20 protein-coding genes and 1 riboswitch are annotated in these 21,549 nt (G+C 37.4%); of the genes, 12 read left to right on the forward strand and 8 right to left on the reverse strand.

The features are described from left to right. Window positions 1-4 precede the first annotated feature (4 nt). The 4 genes from TE34_RS09590 to TE34_RS09605 are packed head-to-tail and all read left to right on the forward strand — an operon-like array spanning window position 5 to window position 3,273. Window positions 5-1,033, forward strand: a complete 1,029-nt coding sequence (locus TE34_RS09590) for a TFIIB-type zinc ribbon-containing protein (protein WP_047984601.1) — start codon at window positions 5-7, stop codon at window positions 1,031-1,033. Beyond that, window positions 1,030-1,809 (forward strand): TPM domain-containing protein, encoded by a 780-nt coding sequence (locus tag TE34_RS09595; RefSeq protein ID WP_053075037.1) that lies wholly within the window; start codon window positions 1,030-1,032, stop codon window positions 1,807-1,809. The genes TE34_RS09590 and TE34_RS09595 overlap by 4 nt, the downstream gene beginning before the upstream one ends. A gap of 45 nt (window positions 1,810-1,854) precedes the next feature. After that, window positions 1,855-2,853: an SPFH domain-containing protein gene (locus TE34_RS09600; protein WP_047984602.1), complete on the forward strand. Its 999-nt coding sequence runs from the start codon at window positions 1,855-1,857 to the stop codon at window positions 2,851-2,853. Between the two features lie 15 nt (window positions 2,854-2,868). Further along, complete coding sequence (locus TE34_RS09605) at window positions 2,869-3,273, forward strand: ASCH domain-containing protein (RefSeq protein WP_047984603.1); 405 nt, start codon at window positions 2,869-2,871, stop codon at window positions 3,271-3,273. A gap of 93 nt (window positions 3,274-3,366) precedes the next feature. Here the strand turns inward: TE34_RS09605 and TE34_RS20235 are convergent, their stop codons facing one another. Next, the gene (locus TE34_RS20235) at window positions 3,367-4,479 is read right to left on the reverse strand and encodes a hypothetical protein (protein WP_053075038.1); all 1,113 of its coding nucleotides are present in this window, start codon (window positions 4,477-4,479) and stop codon (window positions 3,367-3,369) included. A gap of 101 nt (window positions 4,480-4,580) precedes the next feature. Beyond that, window positions 4,581-5,597, reverse strand: a complete 1,017-nt coding sequence (locus tag TE34_RS20240; RefSeq protein ID WP_053075039.1) for a hypothetical protein — start codon at window positions 5,595-5,597, stop codon at window positions 4,581-4,583. A gap of 470 nt (window positions 5,598-6,067) precedes the next feature. Here TE34_RS20240 and TE34_RS09625 point away from each other — a divergent pair, with 470 nt between their 5' ends. Further along, window positions 6,068-6,361, forward strand: a complete 294-nt coding sequence (locus tag TE34_RS09625; protein WP_047984604.1) for a hypothetical protein — start codon at window positions 6,068-6,070, stop codon at window positions 6,359-6,361. Then, window positions 6,316-8,265, forward strand: coding sequence for a hypothetical protein (locus TE34_RS09630; protein WP_047984605.1), 1,950 nt, complete (start codon window positions 6,316-6,318; stop codon window positions 8,263-8,265). Before TE34_RS09625 ends, TE34_RS09630 begins: the two co-directional genes overlap by 46 nt. A 141-nt stretch (window positions 8,266-8,406) precedes the next feature. Here TE34_RS09630 and TE34_RS09635 read toward each other — a convergent pair whose 3' ends face one another. From TE34_RS09635 to TE34_RS21450, 4 genes are all read right to left on the reverse strand, one after another. Continuing rightward, window positions 8,407-9,177, reverse strand: coding sequence for a permease prefix domain 1-containing protein (locus TE34_RS09635; protein ID WP_047984606.1), 771 nt, complete (start codon window positions 9,175-9,177; stop codon window positions 8,407-8,409). After that, complete coding sequence (locus TE34_RS09640) at window positions 9,174-9,515, reverse strand: PadR family transcriptional regulator (protein ID WP_047984607.1); 342 nt, start codon at window positions 9,513-9,515, stop codon at window positions 9,174-9,176. Before TE34_RS09640 ends, TE34_RS09635 begins: the two co-directional genes overlap by 4 nt. A gap of 358 nt (window positions 9,516-9,873) precedes the next feature. Beyond that, window positions 9,874-10,260, reverse strand: a complete 387-nt coding sequence (locus tag TE34_RS21445) for a hypothetical protein (RefSeq protein WP_236687141.1) — start codon at window positions 10,258-10,260, stop codon at window positions 9,874-9,876. Beyond that, window positions 10,257-10,517 carry a hypothetical protein gene (locus tag TE34_RS21450; protein ID WP_236687142.1) on the reverse strand — a complete coding sequence of 87 codons (261 nt, stop codon included), beginning with the start codon at window positions 10,515-10,517 and terminating at the stop codon, window positions 10,257-10,259. The genes TE34_RS21445 and TE34_RS21450 overlap by 4 nt, the downstream gene beginning before the upstream one ends. 311 nt (window positions 10,518-10,828) lie before the next feature. On the opposite strand from TE34_RS21450, the gene TE34_RS09650 reads away from it, so the two are divergent. Then, window positions 10,829-11,314 carry a CotY/CotZ family spore coat protein gene (locus tag TE34_RS09650; RefSeq protein WP_236687143.1) on the forward strand — a complete coding sequence of 162 codons (486 nt, stop codon included), beginning with the start codon at window positions 10,829-10,831 and terminating at the stop codon, window positions 11,312-11,314. A 45-nt stretch (window positions 11,315-11,359) separates the two neighbouring features. Here TE34_RS09650 and TE34_RS09655 read toward each other — a convergent pair whose 3' ends face one another. Together TE34_RS09655 and TE34_RS09660 are read right to left on the reverse strand one after the other, a co-directional pair. Further along, window positions 11,360-11,572: a hypothetical protein gene (locus TE34_RS09655; RefSeq protein WP_047984608.1), complete on the reverse strand. Its 213-nt coding sequence runs from the start codon at window positions 11,570-11,572 to the stop codon at window positions 11,360-11,362. 89 nt (window positions 11,573-11,661) lie between these two features. After that, on the reverse strand, window positions 11,662-13,458 hold the full coding sequence (locus TE34_RS09660) for an ABC transporter substrate-binding protein (RefSeq protein WP_084710671.1): 1,797 nt from the start codon (window positions 13,456-13,458) through the stop codon (window positions 11,662-11,664). Between the two features lie 301 nt (window positions 13,459-13,759). Here TE34_RS09660 and TE34_RS09665 point away from each other — a divergent pair, with 301 nt between their 5' ends. The 5 genes from TE34_RS09665 to TE34_RS09685 all read left to right on the forward strand — a co-directional run bounded on the left by TE34_RS09665 (window position 13,760) and on the right by TE34_RS09685 (window position 21,507). Beyond that, a complete protein-coding gene (locus TE34_RS09665) occupies window positions 13,760-15,289 on the forward strand; it encodes an amidase (RefSeq protein ID WP_047984610.1) in 1,530 nt (509 codons plus the stop codon). Window positions 15,290-15,530: 241 nt separating this feature from the next. After that, window positions 15,531-16,487, forward strand: a complete 957-nt coding sequence (locus tag TE34_RS09670; protein WP_047984611.1) for an AAA family ATPase — start codon at window positions 15,531-15,533, stop codon at window positions 16,485-16,487. Window positions 16,488-16,490: 3 nt separating this feature from the next. Further along, the gene (locus TE34_RS09675; protein ID WP_047984612.1) at window positions 16,491-17,756 is read left to right on the forward strand and encodes a DUF58 domain-containing protein; all 1,266 of its coding nucleotides are present in this window, start codon (window positions 16,491-16,493) and stop codon (window positions 17,754-17,756) included. Next, entirely contained in the window at window positions 17,756-19,945 is a 2,190-nt protein-coding gene (locus TE34_RS09680) for a transglutaminase domain-containing protein (protein ID WP_053075042.1), read from the forward strand. Before TE34_RS09675 ends, TE34_RS09680 begins: the two co-directional genes overlap by 1 nt. 31 nt (window positions 19,946-19,976) lie before the next feature. Beyond that, a riboswitch (purine riboswitch) is annotated at window positions 19,977-20,078 on the forward strand. Between the two features lie 211 nt (window positions 20,079-20,289). Beyond that, a complete protein-coding gene (locus tag TE34_RS09685; RefSeq protein WP_047983024.1) occupies window positions 20,290-21,507 on the forward strand; it encodes an ISL3 family transposase in 1,218 nt (405 codons plus the stop codon). Window positions 21,508-21,549 lie beyond the last annotated feature (42 nt).

The following is a 21,549-nucleotide window of genomic DNA, read 5'->3' on the forward strand; positions in this document are numbered from 1 at the left end:
TAACATGTTACTTCATTATAAATGTCCAAACTGTGGCGATGATATGGCATTTGATTCCGAGTCGGGGAATCTATCCTGTAGTAGTTGTGGGCGCGCGGATTCTATTGATGATTTTTCAGATGAATTTATTACGACGAGGCTTACGGATGAGGAAGCAAAAGAATATGTTTGTAATAACTGTGGAGCTGCAGTCATAACAGATGCAGACACCTCTGCTACTTCCTGTAGCTTTTGTGGGGCAGGGGTAGTACTTGCTGATAGAGTTTCTGGAAACCTTGCACCAGATATGGTCATTCCATTCCAAATTAGTAAAGATCAGGCAATGGAAGCATTTAAGAAATGGTGTAAGAATGGAAGACTGACGCCAGATGGTTTTATGACAGCGGATCGGATTAAAAATATCACTGGGATATATGTCCCTTTCTGGCTCTATGATTTACATAGTATAGCGGATGTGAGAGCAAAAGCAACAAAAGTAAGGACTTATACCCAAGGAGATTATATATACACGGAAACGAAGTACTATGATGTGGAACGTAAAATTGATTTAACCTTCCAAAAGGTTCCGGTTGATGCATCGGAAAAGATGAATGATGAACTAATGGATAAACTAGAACCATATGATTATGGGACACTGAAAGACTTTAAAACTCCTTATCTAGCAGGATTTTTAGCAGAAAAATATAATTTCAACAATAAGGATTTATTCCCTAGAGTGAAGTCAAAAGTGAGTAGCTATATTGATAAATATATTGGTTCCACCATTAATGGCTATTCATCAGTACAATATTTGGAGAAAAATGTTGCTACTGATGAGAGAAAGGCATACTATGTTCTACTTCCAGTTTGGATGGTTTATTATGACTTCGACAAGCAAGAACATACCTTTGCGATGAATGGTGTCACAGGGAAAGTAGTTGGAAAGCCACCGTTAAGTATGAAAAAAATAGCAACTTGGTGGGGTGGAATTGCTGCTGCGTCATTCGTAGGGCTAAAGCTAGTCTCCTTCATAATTGGAGGTGAAATCTGGTGAGGAATATTAAACAGATAGTCACCCTAACGTTTATGTTGCTCTTAATAGGATTTATTTCTGTTACTACTGTATTAGCGGACGACTCTAAACAGAGAATCTATGATTATGCTAATCTATTAACGGATGAAGAAATAGCTAAGTTAGAGCAGTTAGCATATGAACATAGTGAAAAAAGAGAAACAGATTTTATTATTGTTATTTCTCCAGACGCAGATGGAAAGGACATTCAAAATTATTTCGAGGATATTTATGATGAAATAGGGCCTGGTTATGACAAACCACACGGAAACACAGTAATGCTTACTTTAGATAGAGACAACAGGAAGCTTTACTTGGGTAGTTTTGAAGGTGCTCAGGATCGCATGGACATTCAACGAGTAGACCTACTTTATGAAAAAGTTACACCTCTTTTACACGATGATAAGTATTATGAAGCCTTTGAAACTTTTATTGAAACAGGATCAAAGTATATGCGTTATATTCCAGGTGTGAATCCGGAAAGCTTTCTGTTTGATACATGGTTCCATATATTAATAGCAATAGGAATTGGTGCAGTAATTGTTGGAACTATGGCATATAATTCTGGAGGGAAAGTTACAGTAAATGAACGTACCTATACAGGAGACTTTAAAGTTCTGAAACAAAAAGATATTTACTTAACAAAAAGCGTAACAAAACGTAAAAAGCCTTCTAATAATAACCGCGGAGGCGGTGGTGGTAGCGGAGGAGTTACCAGAGGTGGTAGTTCATACACCGGTAGAGGTGGTAGCTTCTAATAGTATACGTTTTTAAAAATCTATTCGTATGAAAGGAAGTAGCAAATGTCTTTTTTCAAAAATCAATTTTCAGATGTAATTGAATGGGAAGAATTCCGAGATGATATGATATTTTGGAAATGGAATAATAAGGAGATCAAAAAGGGCAGTAGATTAATACTTCGTCCTGGCCAGGATGCAATATTCCTCTACAACGGAAAAGTTGAAGGAATCTTCAAGGATGAGGGAGATTATAATATCGAGTCAGAGATTATCCCATTTCTATCAACTTTAAAAGGTTTTAAATTCGGCTTTAATAGTGGACTTCGAGTGGAAGTAATCTTTGTTAATACGAAGATTTTCAATGTAAAGTGGGGTACTAGAAGTGCAATCAATATTCCTGCCCCTCAATTGAATCTTCCTGGAGGTTTGCCGATTCGAGCTAATGGTACCTTCGAGTTTAAAGTAAATGATTATATCGCACTTATTGATAATATTGCTGGTGTAAAACAACGCTATTTGGTTGATGATGTGAAGATTCGTATAACATCGATATTAGACCAGTTACTCATGAAGTGGATTACAAGAGAAGGTAAAGATTTATTTAATTTACAAGCTAATGGATTGGAAATATCCAAAGGAATTCTTGAAGATTTGGACATGGAAATTCATGATATGGGTATGACGCTTACCGCGTTTAACGTGGGAAGCTTTAACTATCCAAAAGAAGTTCAAGATATGGTGACAAAGAGCGCTTCCCATGGCATGGTTGGGAATGTATCGAAGTACCAACAAATTGAAGTAACGGACGCAATGGCTTCTGGAAAACTACACGGATCAGGTACCGCAAGTGATATGGCAGGCATGATGATGGGCATGACAATGGCAAACGAAATGATGAAAAATATGAAAGAGGGGTCATCCCAAAATCAAGATCAAAGCCAGGGACAATCACAGCAACCACCTAACCAAACATCTGGGTCAGGACCTAACTTCTGCCCAAACTGTGGAAATAAAGTAAGTGGAGCTAAATTCTGTTCTAATTGCGGTCAGAAGCTAGTATAGAAATGAGGAAATGAAATGAAACGTATTGATTTTTGGGGTCGCGATGAAAATGATGAGCGACTGTTAGAGGAAGTTTTAGCAGGTCTAAAAACAGCAACTTGCACACCAAAAGTCTGGTATGAAGAACTACCGGAAGAGGAGAAAAGCTTTCCAGGTGACATATTAGAAGTATTTACGAAAAAAGGAGAGCATAGAGGCTCCATTGAAGTAACGGATCGTTATGATATTCCTTTTGGAAAGATTAGTGGTGAAGTTGGGGAAAGAATAGCCAAAGGCGAAAACTCAACGCTAGAACAGTTTATTGAAGACCATATTTTTTCTTGGAAAGAACCACTAGCCGAACAAGGAATTGAGCTGAATGATGACACAGTGATTGTTGTGGAACATTTTAACCTAGTGTCTATTGTTGGCGAAAAGTAAACGGGTGATATAATTTCAACGATAAAAAGGCGCTAATTTTAAGCGCCTTTTTTACATTAACTTGATCCCCAGTAGTTAGGCTAAATGAAGGAGTTAGTTACTTCCTTCTAGAACTCTTTTTCGGATACACACTTTAACGATATCTTTTTCTCTTAATCTCCAATAAACATCGACTTCCCCAGTACCAGCTATGCTAGGGCGAGTTCCACGATTCATTAAGACGGGAGCCCCCTGGCATAATACAGCAGCACCAACTACCTCGAACTCGTCACCTTCATTAGCGTCTTCCCGATCAATGACACATTGGAATGAACGCTCATCAGTAAGTGTGTTTTCGCTTTGGACGCCATTTCGATCAACTTGTGTATACGTGATCTCTTTTACAAGCTTTCCACAAATTATTACTTTCTCTGGGCAGACGTCCTCAACGATAGGGTCTTCAGCAAAGAATACTCGTGTACTTACACTATTTCCAAGTGCGGGTGGAACAAGCTGTGTTTTAAATTCGATGACGTGTTGGCAACAAGTTTGCGGATTGGCAACAGGGCATCCAGTTGGAATAACAACACTTTGGCCTCCTATTGCTGAAGCATTACCTGTAATAGGATTTGTTGCCAATACACTTAGAAAAGAAGGGAAGGTGACATATTCATCATGCCAGCAGCAAATATCTAAGTCATCTGAAATTCCAATAGACATTCCTGCTGCGGTAGGTGTGATATTATCATAGGATAGGTTTATATTAACTGTAAAAGTTCCAACAATGGCTAAATAGGCATAGGGGTTTATAAAGCCAGTCTGACTAAAACCAATGAGCCCTCCGCCATTATTTACAAAGTTGGCTATATCACTTTGTCTCGTAGCAAGTAAATCATTTTCCGCTTGCGTTAATCCTCCAGAGGCAGTTTCTCCTACACTGCTAACAACTGCAATCATGGAAAAACCTGAAAATGACTGTGTTGCAATGTTAGCTCCATTAACATAAGATACGGTTACACCAGTATTTGCACCGATGGCATCCCAAAAGGCAGTCACATTATCTGTAGGGTTCTTACCTCCACCGATAACTAGAATCCCAGAACCGCCGTTGGTTACATTTGCCAGAATACTATTCACAACATCAATATAATTTGAAATTGGACCATGACCACCTGGTCCTCCATCTTCTGCATCAATTCCCATTAATACAATAGGTCCTCCTGCCATTCGAATCCTCCTTTAATATTTGACTTTCTTATGGAAAGTCTGCTGGTTTTATTAGACTCGCCCTCATTACAAGGGATTAGGTGGTAATATATAGTTCGCGTTTATCCATTATTTAGAACTTTTCGGATACACACCTTAATAATATCTTTTTCTACCAATCTCCAGAAAACATCAACAACTCCAGTGGAATCAGTACCTGCAGGTCTCGTTCCTCTATTAATTAATCTAGGTGCACCCTCACATAGGACATCTGCACCGACAACCTTAAATTCATCGCCTTCATTAGCATCCTCTCTGTCAATAACGCATTGGAAAGCACGCTCATCAGTAATTGTCTTTTCTTTTCGTTCTCCATTATCTTTAACCGCTGTATAGGTGATGACTTTGGTTAATTTTCCACAAACGATTACTTTTTCAGGACACACATCCTCAATTACAGGTTTCTCTGCAAAGAATGCATCGGTATGAATATTTTCAATACCGCCTAAAACTGGTGGTACTAGTTGAGTTTTAAATTCAATAACATGTTGACAGCAAGTTTGTGGGTTGGCTACAGGACATTTTTTTGGTGCTGCCGTAGTTGTTGTTGAAGTAGATGTTGTGCTTGTAGTAGTTGAGGTAGAAGTAGAAGTAGAAGTAGAAGTAGAAGTCGAAGTCGTTGTTACCACTATTGGGACAAAGTTTTGAGCAATACATATACTATCTTCTGTATCATTAATGTCCTGGAAGTGAAGAGAAATAGTAACTAGGTCAGATTCCAAAAGGGGGTTCGTAGCCGGATTATCTGGACAAATAATAAAGGTTTCATCTTCACCAGGGAAAATTCGTTCAGGACCACTAAATCGCAATACGGCATCTACATCCTGAGCGCTGATACAAGCTCCAGGACAACCTGTATCAGGAAGCTCCATTTCTCCGGTTGCTGTTTGCAGGAAGAAAGGGCCTTCTACTCTATTTATTACCAAACAAAAGGCATGGATAATGTTTTCATCCGGATCACCAGTAGAGTTGTTTTCAATGGTAAGGCTGACACAGCCAGCATTTGGTCCAGCAGTTATACTTGTTGCGGTAACTACAGCTTGAATATCACCATTATTAAATATTGCTTGAACAGGCATTTATCTTTTTCACTCCTTTTTGATTGATTGAAAATTTGAAGTAAAATTCCATCCTAAAGGTATAGTATGTTTGGTATTTTTTTATGATTGGATGATAGACCATGAGCAAAAGAATACAGAGTAATGGTACAAAAAGGTAGTATAAAAAACACTCCTAACCTTTGAATTTAACCGGTTCGGTTGAGAGGGAGAAAATGTAAAATATCATATTTTTTGGAGGTGCAATTAGCATGCTAATTCGCATCTCCATTTTTTTATTGTTATACCAAGTTTTTTTAAAAAAATTATGTACTTTAACAAGCCAATTAGCACACTATTTAGTATACTGATTCGCAAGCGTACAAAAATTATTGTACTACTGCTAAAAGGTATGTTATTTAGTGTGTTAATTTTTGTGCCAAATTCGGTGTTAAAACCCATGTTAATTGGTTATGCTGATTAAAAATATGATATAAAGGAGTGTTTTTTATATGGAATTTATTGAACCTAGAAATATTAATGCTGATAAAGTGGATTGGCTTATTTCAGAACGTGTTAGAGCAATCGTCTATTACTACGCAGAATACACAGAATACACGGAAAGCGATGTAGTGGATAAACTATTGCTTAATATACTAGATGACAAAAAGTTTATAGAGTGGATAAAAGACAAAAGAAACAACAAGCGAATCATCAAGCAAGTAAACCTAGAACATTTAATAGAGGAAAAGGAAGAGGATTGGCTAAGCTCAAAAGAACACTCTCAAAGGACGATGTTGTATTAGAAGTCACCAACCCTGTTACTGAAGTGGAGTTAAAAAATAGACAAAAGGATTATGATGTCTTACCTCCAAGGAAATTTGGAACAAAGTATAGGAATTTGTTGTTTAAACCAATTGAATTCACCCTTTTTAATAAGAGTTATTCTTTCCAATTCAACTTTTGCACCAATCCATACTGTAAGTGGCAAGGACTACAGCAAGAGAAATTTGATACAAAGGGAAAGCCAAGTCGATATAGATTAGATGCATCAATTGAGGATAGAAAACAAATCAAATGTAATCCTGATCCAGTAAATCCAAATAGAGGTGCCACACTTGGTTGCAAGTCTGTCGCGTTATCTAACTGGTCTATTGCTGAAGAAATACATAGGTTGATTCGAATAAATAGCATAAAGGTTGATGAACCTGTTTACAACTTTCATAAGGAAGGATGTCCTAAACAAGAGCAAACTCCCTTTAAATCACCGTCACTATTTTACAGACAAGGGAAAAGTAGTAGCACGGGTGCTCAGCAATGGCAATGCAAGACATGTAAGAAAAAGACAACACTCAGACCAGATGGTAAAAAATCAGTTGTGTATAATCAGAAGCGCAGTGAGATTAACCTCTTATTTACTAAATTATTGCTAAACAGAGAACCAATAACTAGAGCTTGTGAAGTGTTAGGAATTGCAAATGGTACATATTACGATAAATTAGAGTTTATTTACCGTAGATGCCTTGAATTTTTAGAAAGAAACGAAATCAAACCGCTGCAAGATAAAGAGTTTAAAGAGATATGGATCAACACAGATAAAATGACATATTACCTAAACAATATACGCAAGAAAGGCATGGGAGGAAGCAAATATAGTGATCTTGAAGATTCTGTTTTCCCTACAAATGTAGTAATTAGTGCGGATGCAATTTCTAGATATGTATTTAGAAGCGATGTAAATTATGATTGGGAAGCTTCTCTTGATGATGTTGAGAAAGACACAATTCAATTTAAGGATGACCATTTAGGAGTATACGCTAGAAAGAATGCAAGGCACACCAAATTCTCCTTTTATCCACAACCACCTTCAGCGAATGATACACAGTCAAAAGCGGAGTATAATCATGATTTATCTAAGGTGGAGAAAAGAGCCAAATATACAGATGGCTTACATGTTAACTCAACTTACACCAGTGTTGCTCACTTTTGGTTAATTAAAGAGATGGTAAATGCATCGGAATGGCGTTTTATAACGGATGAAGACAGCTCTCTTATCACGGCTATTTTTCGAGTGTTTTCGAAAGAAATACGTTTGAGTGATGGACACCACTTCCTGTGTCAAACAGACAAAACTAAGTCGAGGAAGCAAGCTCGCCAGGAGTTTGTTGAAGCACAAAATGAACTGTTAGAATGGGCTGATTTTAATGGTATTAAAACTAAAAAACTAAGAGACTTAGCTAAACTAAAATTAGAAAGAGTCTTTGAAACCCACCATTTCCATAAAGAAGTTACAACTTCTGCCGGTAAGCATTTAGAATACGCGGATAACCCGATAGAACATCCTCTAGCTACGATTGATAGGGGGTATCGTTCTGTAGATTGTACAACCAACTTATCATCGCTAGAACCAAAGGATATTGCAAAATTTATACTAAATGTAAACGACAACGCATCAAATGCTTTTATTCAGCAAATTAGAAGGAGACTATCGATACTTGAGAGGCCCTTAACAACTGCTAGAGGGGATCAAAAGAGTTACATATATGCGAACTTTAATCCAAAATACGCACAAATGGCCATAACGATACTGAGGACGTACTATAATTTTTGTTTACCTTACAAGACAGGTAAGGTAAATAAGACTCCCGCACAAAGATTAGGTATTGTTGACAAGATATTTGAACTGAAAGATATTATTTATTTACGGTGATCGGACTTAAGGCGGTTAAAAGGAGCTTGGATTTCCAAGCTCCTATTAGTTCTATTATTATTTTTTATTCAACTAAGGCACCCTTTAGTTTAAGTACAATAATTCACAAAGAAGTTTCATATCACTGCCTATGTGCTGTTGCTAAGCAGCTATTTTCCTTTTCCCTACTAAGGTAAAAATCAAATACCCTATAACATTTAATAAAGCAAAGGCAAGTATCCAACCAATATTTAATCTTCTATGATGATACGCATTAACCGTTGCCCAAATCGTAAATAAAGTTAAATAGATAGGGAATCCAATAATAGGAATCATCGCTATATTATAGTCAAGATACCTTATTTCCATTTTGATATTCCATTTTCCGCTCCAGCTTTCACGTGGAAAGAATTCAAAAAGTCCCTTTGTATCTACTATATTTCTTTCATATTTGAATTCTTGTATCATTATTCCATTAGAAATTTCTACTTTTGAGATCTGATCTGTACCATTTACTAAAGCCTTAATCTCTTCTTTCATATCTTCAGTAATCGTCTCTTTTCCTTCTAAAACATTTGCTATTTCTGTACTTACTATTGAATTTTCTTTGGAATTACCTCCTTCATATATCCATAAAAATGCAAAGATAGACAAAGAGATAGCTAAGATAGAAGAAGCTAAAATAAGTACCCATTTAGCAAACAGTTTTTGTGCTTTAAATAATTGACCTATAATCGAACGCATTTCTTGTTCTCCACCGAATCGCTCAATGGCAATACTAATGGCTTCTTGTTCATTTTTCCCTCCTGCTTTTAATTCGTGAACAGCCTCTATCAAATGATTTTTCATCTCTGCTTTTAACTCTTCAATTTCTTTCTTGTTCCCATCGACACTATGATATACTTCATTAACATATGATTCTATTTGTTTCACACTATTTCTCCCCCTTCTAAAAACGAATCAATAATTTTTTTTACAAATTGCCATTCCTTACGCTTTTCTTCAAAACCGTCTTCACCCAGAGGTGTTAGTTTATAGTATTTCCGTCTTCCACCTGGTCCTTGTTCATCACCCCAGTAAGACGAGATCCATTTGTTCTTTTCCAATCGCTTCAAAGACAAATAAAGTGTGCCCTCTTTTAATTCAAACTGTTCTTCACTTTTTTCTCTTACTAATTTCGCTAACTCATAGCCGTACAAATCTCTTGTATGTAATAAAGACAGTATCAGTGTATCAATATGACCCTTTAAAACCTCTTTATTCACTTCCAAATTTGTCCACCTCCTAATTTAGTTATAATATATATTACTATATAATGCAAGGTATTATTTTTTTAAAAAAGAACAAATAAAAAAGCTGTCTTTACGACAGCCTTTATCCTCAACAAATCTGCTCCGTTAGTTTAAGATCAACACTTCACATTCTTTCTTTATTATATCACAAAAAAGTAAGACTTTTCCAAAAAAACAAGAAAAAAGCAGACCTTACTATTTGGTCTGCTAATCTCCTTGATGATTAACTGATTAATTCCATGTTAATCATACTATTAGAGTGGGTGTTATATTCGTTGCTATTTTCAATTTTCTCCCTCTCAACCGAACCCGTTACCTTTGAATTAGGAGTGTTTTATTAGTCGATTTTTTTAATACAAACTTTAATAACTTCCTTTTCAGCAAAACGAAAAGCTACTTTTTTACCTGTATCCTTATCAGTAGAGAAGTTAGCTTCTTCTCCAGATACTTCACAGACTATATCGAGATCGCAGATTACAAATGAATCAGTTGTCTCTATATCTTCACGATCGATAATACAAGTGAATGCCACTTCATCATATAAAACATGGTCAAATATCATATTGCCATCCTTAACAGCGTCATAGGTAATTGTTTTTCGTAGGACTCCACATATAACAACGACACCATTACAAATACTCACAATCTCAGCTGTGATATCTTTCGTTACAGATGTGCTTCCTTTTACTGCTGGTGGAACTAACTGTGTAGAATGATCAATCAAATGGAAACAACATAAATCCTTCCCTGGTCCTGGGGGTCCTGGAGGTCCCTGAGGCCCTGGATCTCCTTTTGGTCCCTGAGGTCCAGGAGGTCCTGTAGGTCCAATTTGCCCGGGTTTTCCTCGGTCTCCTTTTGGTCCCTGAGGCCCAGGAGCACCTGGATCACCTTTAGGTCCATGAGGTCCTGGTTTTCCTCGAATACCTCTTTCACCCTGTGGTCCTGGAGGCCCTTTTTTTCCTTTTTTTCCGGGTGGTCCAATACAATTACAAGTATGTTTTCCGCATTGGTTACACATGTTTTCACCCCAATACAAAGTTTTTCTATATTCTATGTTAAGTGCACAGACATGGTATAAGAAATTGCAAAATTCCACGCTAGCCCTAATCTAAAAAATCGGGCGACTACCCAACACGGATGATAGCTAATTTAATATATTATGGATAAGAGTTGTTTTTGGCAGATAGAAAAGTATAAAAATCTTTCCTGCCTGCATGAGAAAAACTAACTAATTTGCAAAAAGCGAGCGATGCGAGTTTTTCTAATGAGAGGAGTGAAAACACTTGGCTAAAATGAAGGATTTTTTAGAGCATGATGACGAGTCACATCATCATGACAAGGATAAAAAATGTCGAAATTGTATATGTGAGATGCTTGAAGATATAAGGGAGGCACAAGAAGAAGTAAGAAATCGTACCGAGGATAAATGTTGTTCACTGAATGATATGGAACAACGTCCTATTCATGATACTATTCCTTTCCTATTACAGACACCATACGGTCATCCGTACTTTACCTGGGGGAAAGTTGGAACAGAGCACTGCTTTGTTACGGTGTTTTTCTCAGTAGTGAAAGTAGATTGCGAAGAAAATTGTGCTGTATTAAGATTATTAAAGCCTAATGCTTCGTTAATCGATCCGGATACAGATTCGGTCGAACCTGCTTTAATATGTAATGTAGATTTTGTTACAAAAACAAATGAATGTGTATTAGTGGATTTAAGTTGTTTTTCTGCCTTGAAATGTTTGTCACCAAAGTTCATTAAAAATAAACAATAAAAATAAAGCCTTTCGTTACTATTTGAAAGGCTTTTCTTATGCTGTTTACTCATCACCTGGGTTTGTATCGTCTAATGATGCTGATGCACCGGATTCTTCATTCAGCTTTTTAAAGCCTTTATCAATTTGGCCCGCATTTTCTATGTCGCCAGTAGCCATGTAACCAGCTATCTCCGTATTTGAGGTTGTACCATATAATCCCATTCCACCTAATTCAACCTTTAGTTTATCTGGTGTTTTATCCTTGTTTTCACTCATGTTAGCACCTCCTGATAGTATTGTGACCCTGGATTGCTTGTTTATTCGAATGAAAAAAGATGATGCAGTATGCATCATCTTGAAAATCATTATTCTGTGTCAGTAACCCACCATTGATGAACGTTATTATACATCGTAAATGGAAGTGGCTCTACGCCTTGCAAACGAGTATTGTATGCCCATAAACTATTTTGAGCGTATAGCATGAATGCTGGAAGGTCCTCTGAATATAGCTTTTGCCAATCTCGATAAATCTCTTTACGATAATCTTGTTCAATTGCTTCGGGGGCTTGAAGTGCTTTCATTAATAATTCTTCGGACTCAGCATTATTCCAACGGGAAAAATTATAAGCGGCATTAGTGGACCATAGACTGGATGGATCTGGATCAGAACTAGGTAAATTCCACCCTAATAAAAATAAATCCCAATCATTCGTTTCATTGGTTAACTCTTGTATAAATGGATAGAGTTCTTTTGGCTCGCGTAGATTAACTTGAATCCCAACATCTTCAAGCATTTGCTTAATTAATGGTGCAGTTTGTTCACGTATCTCATTACCAGAAGGGTAATTCAAATTTAAGGTCCACTCATTACCATCTGGATTCTCTCGAAATCCATCATCATTAGTATCTACATACCCTAATTCATCTAGTATTGTCATTGATTTTTCTTGATTATAACTATATGTTGTCGATTCGCTTTCATCATATGCCCAGAACTGCTTAGCGATTGGCGAGTTCAGTATCTCACCATGGCCATCTAATAGTTCTTGAATAAGTTTCTCACGATCAACTGCGTAAGCAATTGCTTGGCGCACCTCCGGAGTGGCGATTTTTTCATTCACTACCCAATTGTCGGGATTGATGACTCCATTTTCAATGTCTTCCTCTGTTACGTGGTGATGGATAAATCCAAGAATTTGGTAGCCAAAATCGGCTTGTTCGATAATATTTATCTGTTCTAATTCATTCAATAAATCGTAATTTACTGGAGAAACGCCGTCAGGGTCTGCGATAAAATCTATTTCACCTGATTCAAGAAGCCCAGTGATGACAGGTTTTGCTGTAACTTGCCAAATGACTTTATCAAGATACGGTTTACCTTGCCAATAATTATCGTAGCGCTCTAACGTATATGTCTCACCTTCAATCATTTCGGTGAATTTAAAAGGTCCTGTTCCTATCACTTTGCCTGGTTCACGAGATTCGGCTGCTTTAGGCATTTCAGCAACTGGAATTTCTTTAAAAATATGCTCCGGAATAATGGAAAGGCTTGCGAAATATAGTGGATTAATAGTAGGTTCAGAGAATGTAAAGGTTACCGTGTAATCATCTACAGCGGTTACACCTTGGAATTCATCTGATTCACCATTTGCATAGTCCTTATATCCAAGTAATGCTTTAACATAAGCCGTGCGTATTCCACCTGCTTCTATATAATCCGGATGGGCAATGGATTGATAGGTAAACACGACATCATCAGCTGTAAATTCTTCTCCATCATGCCATTTGATACCCTTTTCCAGATATAGTGTTAATTCCGTTTGATCTTCGCTAGTTTCCCAGTCTTCGGCTAATTTTGGTATGTATTCTAGTTTTTCATTTTGACTGACTAGACTCTCATGGGTAAACGAGAGGATATTTCCTTCATAGGCATCATCGTAAAATATAGGATTGAACATTCCTGCCGGTGCAGAAAACATGGCACCGGTTATTGTTCCTCCAGCGGTTGGTTCTTGAACTGCATTTTCTTCCTCTTTTTCGACCATTTCTTCTTCAACCTTTTCCGTTTGGTCGGCTGCTTTCTCATCTTCACATCTAACTAGAAGGATACTGAGCATGATCATTATAAGAAGTGCTATTCTTCCAAATCGTAGTTCGAACAATATAATTCCCCCTTTTACAAGTGCTGATGGCTGGTACATATAAGCTTATTCAATAATCCAACACCTCCAGATGTGGTTGGGGTATATCCTTTGATAAGTGGAAAGCCACCTGATACTCAAAATAACAAACGATTTCTTGTACCCTATTATTCGTAACATATTATGTTGGCAAGTTTTCTAATATTACTTTTTGTAAGAAACGTAATTTAGATTTAATAGAGAATCGGTCTGCTTCCGTTTAATATTTTCATTATTGGTGATAAACTTAGAGAATAAAGAACTAGAATATGGGGTGTAAAAAATGGATTTGCGTAAATATGTAACATTAGATGCTACAGACATGGCGAACTTACTTCTTAGAAAAGAAATTACACCAAAAGAGCTCGTCTCATTAAGCTTTGAGCAATTAGAAAAAGTAAACCCAAAGCTCAATGCAGTGATCCATGATCGAAAAGAAAAGGTTTTACAGGAAGCAGAACAACTTGAAGCGGGAGATGCGACCTTTTCAGGTGTTCCATTTTTATTAAAAAACATATCACAACGATTAAAGGGAGAACCAATAACATCAGGTTCTAGACTATTACGTTCTAATTTTGCGAAGGAAAACTCCTACTTAGTGGACAAGTTACAGCAGTCAGGATTTTTATTCCTTGGACATACTAATACCCCAGAATTTGGACTAAAAAACATTTCTGAACCTGTACTATACGGACCATCTAGAAATCCTTGGAATTTGGACCACTCTCCAGGCGGGTCTAGTGGAGGGGCTGCTGCAGCTATTGCAGCTGGTGTTGTGCCGATGGCTGGGGCGAGTGATGGTGGAGGTTCCATTCGAATTCCTGCGTCTTTCTCAGGGTTATTCGGACTAAAACCAACAAGGGGGCGTACACCTGTTGGTCCAGGTGCTGGTCGTCAATGGCAAGGTGCATCCATAGACTTTGCCCTATCAAGGAGCGTTCGAGATAGTGCTGCTTTATTAGATAGGTTACAGATTATCCAACCAGAAGCAGCATTTCAAACACCACTATTCCCTGGAAGTTATGTGGAAGCTATGAAAGAGCCTTTTGCTAAACCCCTTCGAATTGCTTTTACTACCCAATCACCTGTTGGCACTCCTGTTTCAGAAGATGCTAAGGAAGCGGTGAGGCAGGTAGTTGCGTGGCTTGAGAGTGAAGGACACTCTGTAGAAGAAAAAGAAAATGGAGTAGATGGCATCCAATTAATGCGAAATTACTACCTGATGAACAGTGGTGAGATGGCCTCGTTAGTAAATGATTTAGAGGCAGCATTCGGAAGAGAGCTAACTGCGGACGATATGGAGATTGAATCATGGCTATTAAGTGTAGCTGGAAAGTCTGTCTCTGCTGCGGAATTCTCCGCTAGTCTAGCTTCATGGGATATTGCCGCAGCGCAAATGGCGGAGTTGCATCGTGACTATGACCTCTATATAACACCAGCTACTGCTTACACTGCACCAAAAGTAGGGGAATTAACGCATACGGAAGCGAAGCAGGAAGAACTACGTGAGCAAGTGCAGAAACTAGATAAAAACGGTCAACAAGAACTCATTTATGACATGTTTTTACCAAGTCTAACGTATACACCATTTACACAGCTTGCAAACCTAACCGGACAGCCAGCGATTTCTCTACCAGTTCACCTATCAGAACAAGGGTTACCTTTAGGTGTACAGGTAATGGCAACCAAAGGGGAAGAGAACCGTCTATTACAGCTAGCTTATCAACTTGAGCAAACATCACTTTGGGTTGATGTGATGCAAAACCCTATGTTAAAAGAAGTATTTGTAACAGGACAGACTCCTCGTATATAAAGAGGCGTCTGTCCCTCTTTATGGATAGCAGAATATTTCATTCGTATTACTTTCTGAGATTCCGGTTTAGAACAAGTTTGGTACGGTGTATATTATTAGTGCTACAAGTGAAGGTCATATATTTAATACGTTTATATGATTTGTTTTTTGAAAATAATGTATATTAAGTAACCTTTTACTAAATAACAGATATTTAGTATAGTTAAAGGGTAAAGTAATTTATGCAGAGGGGCGTTAATAGATGCAGGAGACAATGGTATATAACGAAAAAATAGGGAAAGTCATTGAGAACATCAATAAAGTAATGATAGGTAAAGAAGATGTAGCTACATTGAGTTTAGTTGCTTTACTTGCAGAAGGGCATGTTCTGCTAGAAGATGTGCCTGGTGTTGGAAAAACTATGCTAGTTCGTACACTAGCAAAATCACTAGATTGTGATTTTAAGAGAATACAATTTACCCCAGACTTATTACCTTCTGATGTAACGGGTGTTTCCATCTACAATCCAAAAGAGATGGAATTTGAGTTTCGTGGTGGTCCGATACTAGGAAATATTGTGTTAGCCGATGAAATTAACCGTACCTCACCAAAAACACAATCTGCTTTATTAGAAGGAATGGAAGAAAAAAGTGTAACTGTCGATGGAAGAACCATTCCACTTGAGAAGCCTTTTTTCGTCATGGCAACACAGAATCCGATTGAATACGAAGGAACTTATCCACTACCAGAAGCCCAACTAGATCGTTTTATCTTGAAGCTAACGATGGGTTATCCATCTTTACAAGACGAGTTAGAAATATTAGAGAGAACATCTAAAGAGCACCCCATTGAAACCATTTCACCTGTGATGACTAAAAATGAACTAGTATTAATACAAGAAGAAGTCCGTAATGTGTATATTGAGAAGAATGTCCAACAATATATAGTAAATCTAGTCCGTGAAACACGAAACCATGACTCTATTTTTCTAGGAGTTAGTCCGCGTGGATCGATTGCCTTAATGAAGGCAGCGAAAGCTTATGCTTATATTAAGGGAAGAGATTTCGTTCTTCCTGATGATGTGAAATACTTGGCCCCGTTTGTATTAACACATCGTATAATCTTAACCTCTGAAGCGAAATATGACGGTAAAACGGCAAGACAAATAGTGGAGCAGGTTGTCAAACAAACATTTGTACCAATTCGAAAGGACTTTTAAGTAATGAAGCGAACGTTTCGTTTTGTACGTAATGTTGTTTTCGTTCTCATTATATTTGTTGTTCTATTTGCTTATGCCATGTTTCAAGGGGGATTTACGAGCTGGTTTCTATTTTATAGCTTTCTACCAATCTTCCTTTACCTCATTGGATTATCCTTCTATCCGATATCAAGATGGAAAGTGCAAAGGAAGTTGTCGAGGCATGTTGTGGCTACAGGAGATCGAATATCCGTATCTGTACAAGTCAATCGAAGAGTCCCTTTTCCGATTTATTACGCGATTGTTGAAGAGATTCTTCCTGATTCCTTACATCGGGTCGATTTACGCCAAGCGAAATATCAGTATCTTGAACAACCGAATAAGTTGTACAAGGGGCGCCATGTAAAGAAAATCATTTTCCCATGGTTCAAGCGGAATTTCACCATAACTTATGACTTAGATCAGCTCCCACGGGGGAATCATCTTCTTCCAGCTATCCGTCTGAAAACAGCGGATATCTTTGGATTAATAAGGAAGGAACATGTTTTTGCTGTAACTAGTGAAGTCATTGTTTACCCAGTGGAAAGGGATATTCATATGGTTGAAAAGATGAATAGTTTTGAACAAGGTTCTATTTCTTCTTTCGCGATGAATTTAAAGAACACGAACGTAGCTACAGGTGTCCGGGAATATATGCCAGGGGATAAATTTTCTTGGATTGACTGGAAGCAAACCGCTAGGAAAAATGATGTAATGACTAAGGAATTCGAACAAGAAAAAAGCACGGACACGCTGATTGTTCTTGATAACTGTTATTTTGATGGAATGAATTTATTAGCCTATGAAGCGACTATCGAGATGAGTATATCCTTAATGGAAACCATTCGAAAACAAGCATCACAGGTGGGTTTTTTATCAATAGGATCAGAAACAGTTTCCATTCCAGTCAAACATGATCCTACAAAGACGGAGTGGATTAGAAAGCATCTAACAGATGTACAGCCTAGTCCTAATTATCAATTTGCTAGGAAGTTAAAAGAAGAGATGAAAAAAATCACTAACAGCTTTTACGTGATTATCGTGACTACCCATCTGGATGAAAGTCTAAAGGAAACGTTACAGCATGTTCGATTACGCGAGAAAAAGCTTTTGATTGTTTTTATTCAGGCAGAAAGTCGAATCTCTACGCTAGAATATCGAATTATCCATGAGCTTCGCAATGAAGGAATCGGCATTAGTCTATTAACAGAAAAAGAACTAGTAATGGATGTACTTGAGGTGAAAGCATGATGAGCAAGTTAAATAAAACAAATATCCCGTTTATCTATACCTCAATTTTGTATCTTGCTGGATTATTGCTGTTTTTAGAGTGGCTTTATCCTGTGGAAGAAGTAACGGATACAGCCTTCATTGGTATCTTTATTATTTATGCTTTCTTCTGTTTCTTTATTAGCTTACTGCAAGTGAAATGGTGGCTATCCTTTATTCTAAAAGGCTTTGGGATCTTTTTTATCCTTAATGGACTATACTCAACAAATAGCTTTTGGAGTAAACTATGGATTCAGGAATTTTATACCGATATTATCTATAACATAGAGTCTTTACTTGCAAGACAGTGGTTTGATCTATCAAATATGTTCCGATCACTTCTATTCCTATTCATTATTTGGTTAATGAGTTATTTGATTTTCTACTGGTTTGTTCAAGTGAAGCGTGTGATGGTATTCAGTGTATTAACGTTTGTTTATATTACACTTCTTGATACGTTTACCGTTTATAATGCGGATTGGGCAATCCTCCGTACCTTTATTATTGCCTTCTTAGCATTAGGGCTTGCTAATGTATTAAAGGAAATTCAAAAGGAAAATCTCCAAACCTATCGTTTAAGCGCAAAACCACTTTGGATTTTACCATTGATAATGATTGTATTATTTTCCTCTATGGTTGGATATGCAGCACCGAAGCTTGAACCACAGTGGGCAGACCCAGTTCCATATTTGGAAGGTGTGTTCAACGGGAATGGTATTGGTGGCAATGGCGTTGGGACCGTTCAAAAGGTTGGTTATGGCGAAAACGATTCAAGACTTGGTGGATCCTTTGTTCAGGATTATACGCCTGTTTTTCAAGCGTATATGAAAGAGGATAGCTATTTCCGAGTAGAATCAAAGGATTATTATACCGGAAAAGGCTGGGTTAACTCGGATCGAGGGGACTATGTGGAACAAGCAAACGGAGATATTACGTTTGAAACCTTTTCTCCGAATATTGAAACTGAAGAGCAGCATGTGAGATTAGAGTTTGATGGAAGAGCATTTATTCCTAAATTGATTTATCCATATGGAACCAAGCATGTAGTGCCCTCAAATGAGAATGCTAGCTTCATGCTAGATGAACAATCAGGGGAGATAAAAACACAAGTTGACGATAGAGAAATTGTCTTGGCCAATTATGAGATTTCGTTTGATAAACCAACCTATCCAATTGATTTAATGCGAAAAAGCGAAACGCCTACTGAATTAGATAATCAATATACACGAGTGCCACCTAGCCTACCTGATAGGGTAGGAGAACTAGCAGCGGAAATCACTTCTGGTTACGACAATCAGTACGATAAGGTTCGAGCAATTGAACGTTATTTCAGTGGCAATGGATTTGTCTATCAAATTAGTAATGTCGCAGTTCCTTCAGAGAATCAGGACTATGTCGATCAATTTCTTTTTGACACAAAGGTTGGATATTGTGATAATTTCTCCACTTCTATGGTTGTAATGCTTCGTACATTAGATATACCTGCTAGATGGGTAAAAGGATTTACGAGTGGGGAAAAAGTTCAAGATAATGTCAATGAAGAAGGCGACAATCTATACCAAGTGACAAATGCTAATGCTCATTCATGGGTAGAGGTATATTTTGAAGGTGTTGGTTGGGTACCATTTGAGCCTACTCAAGGGTTTAATGTACCAAACAGCTATTCCGTTGATACGTCTGAAGAGGATGATGTATTGGATGCACCGGAAGTAACTCCACCTGCACCAGAGCATCCAGAAATTCCAGAACAAGAAGCAGCAGATGCTTTTAACCCTAGTGATTCAAGTCAAACTAAGTTAGAGTTTACTAAAGTTCACGGAATCATACTTGGAGTAGTGCTTCTAATTCTAGTTGGACTATTAATATGGAAAAGACATCAGTTACGGATTTACTTGCTAGAAAGAAAAATGCAAAAACGAAAAGACGCAGCAACCTATCAGGATGCATACCACTACGTTCTAAAACTCTTAAAAAATAAAGGTTTCCAAAAAGAACCGGATCAAACGTTAAGAGAATATGCAACTCGAATTGACAGTTGGTATGGTTCTGACGAAATGGGTAGATTGACAGCAGATTATGAACGGTTAATCTATCAAAATAACTTATCAACTATCGTGGATGATGAACTGTCAAACTTATGGAAAAATTTAATTAAACGTATTTTGGGTTGACTATCGTCTAATAAGTAGTAAAATAGGTTTAACTTTTTATACTTGTCGCTTTCATATATCCTCGATAATATGGTTCGAAAGTTTCTACCGAGGTACCGTAAATACCTTGACTATGAAGGCGGAATATCTAGATTAAGCTAAATCTGGAATTCTGCCTTTTTATCTATATGTATAATACCTAGCGTATTGTATAGATTAAGGAGAATTCCGGATTTTTTTGTTTTTTAGGCTCTATAATATTTGTTGGGGTTTCAATAAAATTCAGAAAAAAAGTACACGCACCCCAAACATTCTTTTATACTTGAATTGACGAGAAACAAGATAAAGAATGGGGATGCGTGTAAATGGATTTTATCATGAATATGCCAGGATTAAAAGACTGTAACGTAACAAATTTAGTAGAGCGAGATGGGAAGGTAGAAGTTTATGTGGAAATGGAGCGTAAGCCACATAGTTGTCCGCGATGTGGAGAGGAAACCGAACGCATACATGACTATCGATACCAAAAAGTAAAACATCTGAAATGGTTCGAAAGAATGACTCAACTATGGTATAAGCGCAGACGTTATAGTTGCCCTTCCTGTGGAAAACGATTTTCTGAAGAAAACGGCTTCGTAGAACGATATCAACGCACTTCCGTGGAATGGAATCAAGCGGTCTCTATCCGATCCATCAAAGCAAAAACTTTTAAAGAGGTAGGAGAAACATATGGCTCCTCGGCAACAACCATTGTTAGACGTTTTGACCAATTAGCGGAAACGGAGATTAAAGAGGTAAACTCACTTCCTTCCGTCATAGCGATTGACGAATATAAAGGTGATACAAAAGAGGGTAAATATCAGTTAATTATTGCGGATGGTATCACGAAACAACCATTAGATATTCTCCCAAATCGCTATAAAAAAACCATTAAACAGTATCTCCAAAAACATGGGGCAAAAGTAGAAGTTGTCATTATGGACATGAGTCCAGCTTTCAAGGCAGCTGTTCAGAACGCATTAGGTAAACCTATTATTGTAGCTGACCGTTTTCACTTTTGTCGCTATATCTACTGGGGATTAGACCGCGTGAGAAGACGAGTTCAAAAAGACTTTCATGACTATGATCGTAAGAAATGTAAGCGAATGAAGTATGTATTTCATAAAGCAAAGGGCCGTTTAAAAGATGATGAGCAGTGGCACTTAGAAAGATACTTAAGTATGTCAGATGAACTGAAAGTAGCGTATGAATTAAAGGAAGCTTATCGAGAATGGTTTGAGGAAGCGAAGCTTATGGGGAAAGAACACATCTCCCTAGTGAAAGAAAACCTACAGTCTTTCTATAAAAAGGTAATCGACGCGGAGATACCTGAAATGATAAGTGCCATTAAAACCTTTCAAAACTGGCAGATAGAAATACTGAATAGCTTTGCATACGACTATTCTAACGGTTTTTTGGAAGGTATAAATAATACTACTAAAGTGATAAAGAGAAATGCATATGGATTTAGAAGTTTTAAGCGATTTAGAGCGAAAATCTTATTGGCAAGACAGTATAAAGATGTTGGTGTGCATATAGGATGAGGTGGCGACTAATGTCACCACCCCAACATTTGACGTAGAACC

The sequence above is a fragment of the Ornithinibacillus californiensis genome (assembly GCF_001038485.1).
GTDB lineage: Bacteria > Bacillota > Bacilli > Bacillales > Amphibacillaceae > Ornithinibacillus > Ornithinibacillus californiensis.